The 7,508-nt window shown below is 30.5% G+C and carries 6 protein-coding genes; 5 read left to right on the forward strand and 1 reads right to left on the reverse strand.

Going from position 1 to position 7,508, the window contains the following annotated elements; all coding sequences use genetic code 11:
- The 3 genes from AB1Z17_RS13810 to AB1Z17_RS13820 form a co-directional block, all read left to right on the forward strand.
- Positions 1-1,794: 4Fe-4S dicluster domain-containing protein (locus AB1Z17_RS13810; protein ID WP_368052352.1), on the forward strand; the 1,794-nt coding region annotated here is incomplete at its 5' end.
- Positions 1,795-1,869: 75 nt separating this feature from the next.
- The gene (locus AB1Z17_RS13815; RefSeq protein ID WP_368052353.1) at positions 1,870-2,244 is read left to right on the forward strand and encodes a HEPN domain-containing protein; all 375 of its coding nucleotides are present in this window, start codon (positions 1,870-1,872) and stop codon (positions 2,242-2,244) included.
- Positions 2,245-2,305: 61 nt separating this feature from the next.
- Positions 2,306-3,484, forward strand: a complete 1,179-nt coding sequence (locus tag AB1Z17_RS13820) for a GlmU family protein (protein ID WP_368052354.1) — start codon at positions 2,306-2,308, stop codon at positions 3,482-3,484.
- A 217-nt stretch (positions 3,485-3,701) separates the two neighbouring features.
- Here the strand turns inward: AB1Z17_RS13820 and AB1Z17_RS13825 are convergent, their stop codons facing one another.
- Complete coding sequence (locus AB1Z17_RS13825) at positions 3,702-5,909, reverse strand: DNA mismatch repair protein MutS (protein WP_368052355.1); 2,208 nt, start codon at positions 5,907-5,909, stop codon at positions 3,702-3,704.
- A gap of 58 nt (positions 5,910-5,967) precedes the next feature.
- Here AB1Z17_RS13825 and ung point away from each other — a divergent pair, with 58 nt between their 5' ends.
- Entirely contained in the window at positions 5,968-6,633 is a 666-nt protein-coding gene (gene ung, locus AB1Z17_RS13830; RefSeq protein ID WP_368052356.1) for a uracil-DNA glycosylase, read from the forward strand.
- Positions 6,634-6,694: 61 nt separating this feature from the next.
- A complete protein-coding gene (locus tag AB1Z17_RS13835) occupies positions 6,695-7,423 on the forward strand; it encodes a hypothetical protein (RefSeq protein ID WP_368052357.1) in 729 nt (242 codons plus the stop codon).
- The last annotated feature ends 85 nt before the right edge of the window (positions 7,424-7,508 follow it).

A 7,508-nucleotide genomic window follows, 5' to 3' on the forward strand; every position in this document is an offset into this window, starting at 1 on the left:
ATCAAAAAAATTAAAGATGCAATTGTAAAATCATATTCTCATAAAGGAGAAGGTGTTGTTGAAATGAACTTTAATGCGGTTGATAAATCGTTAGAAAACTTACAAAAAGTTGAATATCCTCGTCATACAACAAACCAAGATGGTTTAGTGCCAATGATGACTGATAAAGCAGATGATTTTGTAAAAGAAATTTTAGGAACAATATTAGCAGGTAATGGAGATTCGCTTCCAGTAAGTGCATTTGCAGCTGATGGAACGTTCCCAACTGGAACAACCCAATATGAAAAACGAGGTATTGCAGATGCTGTTCCAACTTGGGATGATGAAAATCTTTGTACACAATGTAATAAATGTGTTGCAATTTGTCCGCATGCTGCTATTAGAGCAAAAGTTGTTTCAAATGAAATATTAGAAAATGCTCCAGCAGGTTTAAAACATGTACCAGCTAAAGGAAGACCATTTGACAGTAAAACAGAAAGTTATGTTTTACAAGTTTCTCCAGAAGATTGTACAGGATGTGACCTTTGTGTTGCTGTTTGTCCAGCTGAAAGTAAAGAAGTTGAAGGTGTTTTTGCTATTAATATGGCTAAAAAATCTGAGGTTGAAAAAGTTGAAAACGTAAACTGGGATTATTTTATTGACCTTCCAGATTATGATAGAACTGAATTAGTAACTACAAATGTAAAAGGATCTCAATTCTTAGAACCATTATTCGAGTTCTCTGGAGCTTGTTCTGGTTGTGGAGAGACACCATACATTAAGTTAATTACTCAGTTATATGGAGATAGTATGGTAATTGCTAATGCAACAGGTTGTTCTTCTATTTATGGAGGAAACTTACCAACAACACCATATACAACAAATAAAGAGGGTAGAGGGCCAGCTTGGGCAAATTCATTATTTGAAGACAATGCAGAGTTTGGTTTAGGTATTAAATTAGCATTAACTAAAAAAGAAGAAATAGCTGTTAGCTTATTAAAATCTTTAGAAAGTGTTATTGGAAGTACATTGGTAAATAAAATTATTGAGAGTCCGGAAAATACAGAAACTTTAAAAGCTGAAAAACTAAAAGATATTGCAGAACTAAACGAGATTTTAGACACAATTGATACGTATGAAGCTAAAAAACTAAGAAACCTTTCTGAATACTTACGTAAAAAAGCAGTTTGGATATTTGGTGGTGATGGTTGGGCTTATGATATTGGTTATGGTGGTGTAGATCACGTACTAGCATCTGGTGAAAATGTAAATATCTTAGTAATGGATACTGAAGTGTATTCTAATACTGGTGGTCAAGCTTCAAAAGCTACACCTCTAGGAGCAAGTGCAAAATTTGCAATGAAAGGTAAGCAAAGCAACAAGAAGAGTTTGGCTTTACAAGCGGTTTCTTATGGAAATGTTTATGTAGCGCAAATTGCAATTGGAGCTAAAGATAATCAAACTTTAAAAGCAATTCAAGAAGCGGAAGCGTATCCAGGACCATCAATAATAATAGCTTATTCACATTGTGGTGAACATGGTTACGATTTAAAAGATGGAGCTAAACACCAAGAAAAAGCTGTTGAAACTGGTTACTGGCCATTATTTAGATTTGATCCTTTAGCAGCTAAAGGAAAAAGATTTAGATTAGATTCAAAAGCACCATCTGCTCCTTTAGAAGACTTCATGTATTCAGAAACTCGTTTTACAAGAGTTGTAAAGGAAAATGCAGAACTTGGAAAAGAATTATTAGATAGAGCCCAAGAACAAGTAGATGTTCAATGGGAACGATTAGAGCTTTATAAAAATTTATAAACCAAACTAATTTTAAAGTGCTAGGTATTTATAATACCTGGCACTTTTTTTTATTAACCTATTAAAGATAGTATTATGAAATCAAGATCATCGGCTTTTTTTAATGAAGCAACAAAAAATTTACAATTAGCAAAAAACGAATTGTTCAAACCTTCTGAAGATATTGTAACGTATTCAATTTGTAAAAATGCACAATTTGCAATTGAAAACTATCTTAAAGGTTTTTTAATTAAAAACGAAGTTGAATTAGCACAAAATGAAACTATTGCGACATTATACAATAAATGTATTGCAATTGATAAAAACTTTAAGAATATAGATATAAACACAATTGGTTGTAAGGACCATGCAATTGATTCAAGGTATTGTTCAGAAATAAATTCTGTAAGTGCTTGTTTTGATACTGCAGATAACATTGATACTTATTTAAGAAAAATTAGCGTTTTATAAAATCATATTTTTTTTGGCAAAAAAAAAAGTTACAGTACCTTTGTCGAAATTATTTTGAAAAATGAATTATATTTTATATGACGGTTCTGTGCGAAATGCATTATTGCCTTTTACCTACACAAAACCAGTTGCGGATTTACGTATTGGTATACTTACCATTCGTCAAAAATGGGAAAAACATTTGGGTTTTACCACAACTACTTTAACTGAAGAATATTTAGAAGAAAAATATCCAATGGTAGAAATGGCGAAGAATGTTATGATAAACGCCTCGTTTTTACCAACAAATTCATTGGTTGAAACTATAAGAGAACTGAAAGAAAATCAGGCAGTTTATAAAAATAATGAAGTAATTGCTTTTTTTACTACCGAAAATCAAGAGGAAGTTAATTTTGAAGACTACGAAAAAATCGATTTTAAAGACGAGATTTTACAAATTTCTAATACGTGGGATTTATTTTCTTTAAATGATACAGCTATCAGACTGGACTTCGATTTAATTACCGAAGGAAGAGATTCACAACCAATACCAAAAGGAGTTAATTATCTTAATAAAGAAGATATTTTTATTGAAGAAGGAGCAGAAATATTGTTTGCTACATTAAATGCAAGTACTGGTCCAATTTATATTGGTAAGGACGCTTTAATTATGGAGGATTCTGCTATTAGAGGTCCTTTTAGTTTAGGTAGTGATAGTGTGGTTAAAATGGGTGCTAAAATTTACGGAGCAACAACTGTTGGTCCAAATTGTACTGTTGGTGGCGAAATTAAAAATAGTATTTTAATGGCATTTTCCAATAAAGGACACGAAGGTTATTTAGGAAATTCTGTTTTAGGTGAGTGGTGTAATTTAGGTGCTGGAACCAACAATTCCAATCTAAAAAATAATTATGCAGAAGTAAAATTATGGAGCTATGAAACTGAAAGATTTACTAAAACGGGATTGCAATTTTGCGGTTTAATGATGGGAGACCATTCTAAATGTGCAATAAATACCATGTTTAATACAGGTACCGTTGTAGGCGTAAGTGCTAATATTTACGGTAGTAATTTTCCAAGAAACTTTATACCTTCATTTAGTTGGGGTGGAGCAGCAGGTTTTTCTGAGTATCAAGTTTCCAAAGCTATAGAAACGGCATCTTTGGTTTTTGCACGAAAAGGATTAGAATTTGATGAACAAGGAAAAAGGATTTTAAATCATATTTTTGAAGATACTTCGAAGTATAGAAACTTTAAATAGTATTATTTGTTAGTTATGTTATGTGTTGTGTCATTCCTGTGAAAACAGGAATCCAAACCAGTCTTCATTAAAAAGATAAAACTCAATAAAAACCTCCAATTACAATGTGTGTATATACCTGACTTCAAGTATGACAAGCAAAAAATAATAGTATTCTATGGCATTGACAACGTGGAAACTTTGATTTTCGCTGAACACAGCAATCTAAAATTAATCCTTATTTTTTCTTAGCAGATTCAACCAATTCTAATTTATTAAGAGTTGTTTTGGTAGTAAAAACACCGTAATTAATAAAGGCATTGTTTTTTTCAATTTTATCAATAGTTCCACAAGCATTACTGTCAATTAATCGAACTTTGTCGTTTACTTTAAAAGTATAGTCTGCTTTTTGTTTTGCGATTTTTTTAGCTTCAGTTTTCTTTTGTTCTCTAACTTTAACAACTTCAACTAAAACTTCTTTTTCAGTTGAAATTAACTTTTTTTCTTCGGTTTTCTGTTCAACTTTTACTTGTTTTTTTTGAGCCTTTGTTTTAGGTTTTGGTGGATTCTTTTTAAGGTGTTTTGTTTTTTCAGAAGTCACCCAATTATTAAATTCTAAGTTCAGTTCTTTTTTATTGTTGGTTTGTAAGTATTTGTTTAATAGTTCATTAACTTTTCTTCCATAAGCCAACATTTTCTGATTGCTATCGTATAATGTTTGAAAACTTTCTAGTTTTTCTTGAATTTTCTCCTGCTTTTCGGTTAAAACTCCAGTTTTTTCAGCAGCAATATTTTTTTCTTTTTCTAAGCTTTCAGAAGTCTTTTGAAGAATATTACGCTCTTTTTGAAGTCTGGAAATTGTTTTATCTAATCGTACTTTTTCCCCTTCAACTCGTTTTTTTGCTTTGTTTATTAAACTAAAAGGAATTCCATTTTTTTGTGCAACCTCAAAAGTAAAAGAACTTCCAGCTTGTCCAATAAATAACTTAAAAAGTGGTTCTAAGGTTTTTTCATTGAATTGCATATTAGCATTTGCAACATTTTCCAGTTCGTTTGCTAATACTTTTAAATTAGAATAGTGTGTTGTAATAATTCCGTACGCATTTTTATTATAAAACTCTTCTAAAAAAATTTCTGCCAAAGCGCCTCCTAATTCAGGATCACTTCCTGTACCAAATTCATCAATTAAAAATAGCGTGCTTCCATTGCATCTTCTTAAAAAGCTACGCATATTTTTTAAACGATAACTATAAGTACTTAGTTGATTTTCAATAGATTGGTTATCTCCAATATCTGTTAGAATTTTGTCGAAAAAATAAGTTGAAGAACGTTCGTGTACAGGAATTAGAATACCGCTTTGCAACATTACTTGTAACAAACCAATAGTTTTTAATGTAATACTTTTACCGCCAGCATTTGGACCAGAAATAACAATAATTTGTTGCTTATTATTTAGTTCTAAGGTTTGCGGAATTGTTTTTAATTTCTTTTCGTTATTTTTTAGCAATAAAATTGGATGATAGGCGTCTCGTAAAAATACCTTTTTTTCTGCTGTGATTTTTGGTAAACACGCTTCAATTTTTTTAGCATATTTAGCTTTTGCACCAATTACATCTAACTTAGTTAAAAAGTTTTGGTAAGCAATTAAATCGGGAACAAATACTCTAATTTTATTTGTTAATTCCTTTAAAATGCGTACAATTTCCTGATGTTCTTCGTAAGCTAGATTTTGTAATTCTCTACTAAATTGCAATGTTGCTTCCGGAGCAATATAAACAATGCTTCCCGTTTTTGAATTTCCTAAAAGGCTACCTTTAACCTTTCTTCTATACATTGCTTGTACAGCCAAAACACGTTGATTATCAACTACAGACTCTCTAATTTCATCTAAATAACCAGCGCTGCTATACTGACTAAGTGCTTTTGTAAAACTTGAACCAATTTTAGAGCGTATAGAATTTATTTCAGTTCTAATTTGTTTTAAAAGTGCCGATGCGTTTTCATTTACTTCAGCAAACGGAGTAATAACTGTGTTGATGTTTTCTATTATAAGTTTTTGATAATCAATTTCTTCTGAGAAAACATGCAGCGCAGGGTAAATGACTTTAAACTTCTTTAAAAATTTTAAGAGTTCAAAAATTGTGGTTACATTATTAGAGATTTTTAAAAAGGAAGCAGGTTCTAAATAACTGTTTTCAATATTTAATAAATGAATTTCCTTTTGAATATCATCAAAATAATGATTTGGTAATCGGTTATCATTCTGATAAGAAGAAAGGTATTCATTCACTAAATTCAGTTCTGAAATTAGCACTTCTTTTGTATTAAAAGGTCTAATTTTTAAAGCACTATTTTTTCCTAATTCAGAAATACAATTTTCACTTACCGATTGTAAAATGGTGAAAAATTCTAAATCTATTAACGTTTTTTCTGAAATGTTACTCATAAAAAGTGCTACTTTTGACACAGTTTACAAAAGTATAAATTTAACGTGACTTCAAGTAATGAAAATTGAAATAGCTACTAGTTGGAGAGAAATATTAGATTCTGAGTTTAAAAAGCCTTATTTTGAAGGGCTTACAACATTTGTAAAACAGGAATATGAAACCAGTTTGTGTTTTCCTCCTAAAAATAAACTATTTGAAGCCTTTAATTTGTGTGCTTTAGAAGATTTAAAAGTTGTTATTATAGGTCAGGATCCGTATCATGATGTTGGCCAAGCACATGGTTTGTGTTTTTCTGTTAATGAAGGTGTTAAACATCCGCCCTCTCTTATAAATATTTTTAAAGAAATAGAAAACGATTTAAATATTCCTTATCCAAAAAGTGGAAATTTGGAACGTTGGGCTCGACAGGGGATACTTATGTTAAATGCAACCTTATCCGTTCAGGCTCATAATGCTGGATCTCATCAAAAAAAGGGATGGGAAGAATTTACAGATGCGGTTATTTCAAAAATTTCCAAAGAACACGAACATGTAGTCTTTTTACTTTGGGGTGGTTTTGCTAAAAAGAAGGGTTTAAAAATTGATACTTCTAAACATTGTGTTTTAACAAGTGGACATCCTTCACCGTTAAGTGCAAATAGAGGATATTGGTTTGGAAATAAGCATTTTAGTAAAGTGAATGACTATTTAAGAAACAATAATTTATCACCTATTAATTGGTGATTTATGTCATATTTATTACATGTAATATTAGTTACTTTTATTTAAAATTAAATCAATTCAAATGAAAAAAAATATAAATTATATTGTCCTTGTTATCAGTATTTTACTGGTAGTTTCTTGTAAAGAGAAAAGTAATTATTCTAAAATTGAGACACCACAAACTGATTCAAAAACTACAGTTCATAAAATTGTGATTGATGAATTTATTGGAGGCGGAACCTACGCTTATTTAAATGTAACTGAAAACAATGAAAGTTACTGGATGGCAATTCCAATTATGGATGTGAAAGAAGGAGGTACTTATTATTATAATGGCGGAATGGTTATGAAAGACTTTAAAAGTGAGCAACTAAATAGAGTTTTTGAAGAAATAATTTTTGTTGAAGGAATTAGAACCTCGGAAGAACTTATGGCTAAGCCTCAAAATGATGGTCATAACCACACACAAAATGCAATAGCAGATGTAGTTGAGGAAGTTGTGAAAATTGAAAAAGCTGCTAACGGAATTCATTTAAATGAATTGCTATCTAATAAAAAAGCATTTGCTGGCAAAGAAGTAATCTTAAAAGGAAAAGTAATAAAAGTAAATAACGGAATAATGGAGAAAAACTGGGTGCATATTGCTGATGGAACTCAATTTGCAGATAAAAAAAGTATTACTATTACAACTCAAGAGTTAGCCAAAGTAGGTGATGTTGTAACTTTTAAAGGTAAAGTTACGTTAGAAAAAGATTTTGGTTACGGTTATGTTTATGATATTCTGTTGGAAGAGGGCAAATTAATAAAATAGTAGTAAATAGGTTAAACAAAAAAAAGCGCTTTTGGCGCTTTTTTTTATTAACTAAACTCAAATTTATACAATGAAAACAAAGTTA

Origin of the sequence: Lutibacter sp. (genome assembly GCF_040883305.1) — a bacterium.
Taxonomy (GTDB): domain Bacteria; phylum Bacteroidota; class Bacteroidia; order Flavobacteriales; family Flavobacteriaceae; genus Lutibacter.

Excerpts from the sequence above, each read along its gene's own strand:
- ung (WP_368052356.1), top strand. The coding sequence starts at position 5,968 with ATGAAAATTGAAATAGCTACTAGTTGGAGAGAAATATTAGATTCTGAG.
- AB1Z17_RS13815 (WP_368052353.1), top strand. The coding sequence starts at position 1,870 with ATGAAATCAAGATCATCGGCTTTTTTTAATGAAGCAACAAAAAATTTA.
- AB1Z17_RS13835 (WP_368052357.1), top strand. The coding sequence starts at position 6,695 with ATGAAAAAAAATATAAATTATATTGTCCTTGTTATCAGTATTTTACTG.
- AB1Z17_RS13825 (WP_368052355.1), bottom strand. The coding sequence starts at position 5,909 with ATGAGTAACATTTCAGAAAAAACGTTAATAGATTTAGAATTTTTCACC.
- AB1Z17_RS13820 (WP_368052354.1), top strand. The coding sequence starts at position 2,306 with ATGAATTATATTTTATATGACGGTTCTGTGCGAAATGCATTATTGCCT.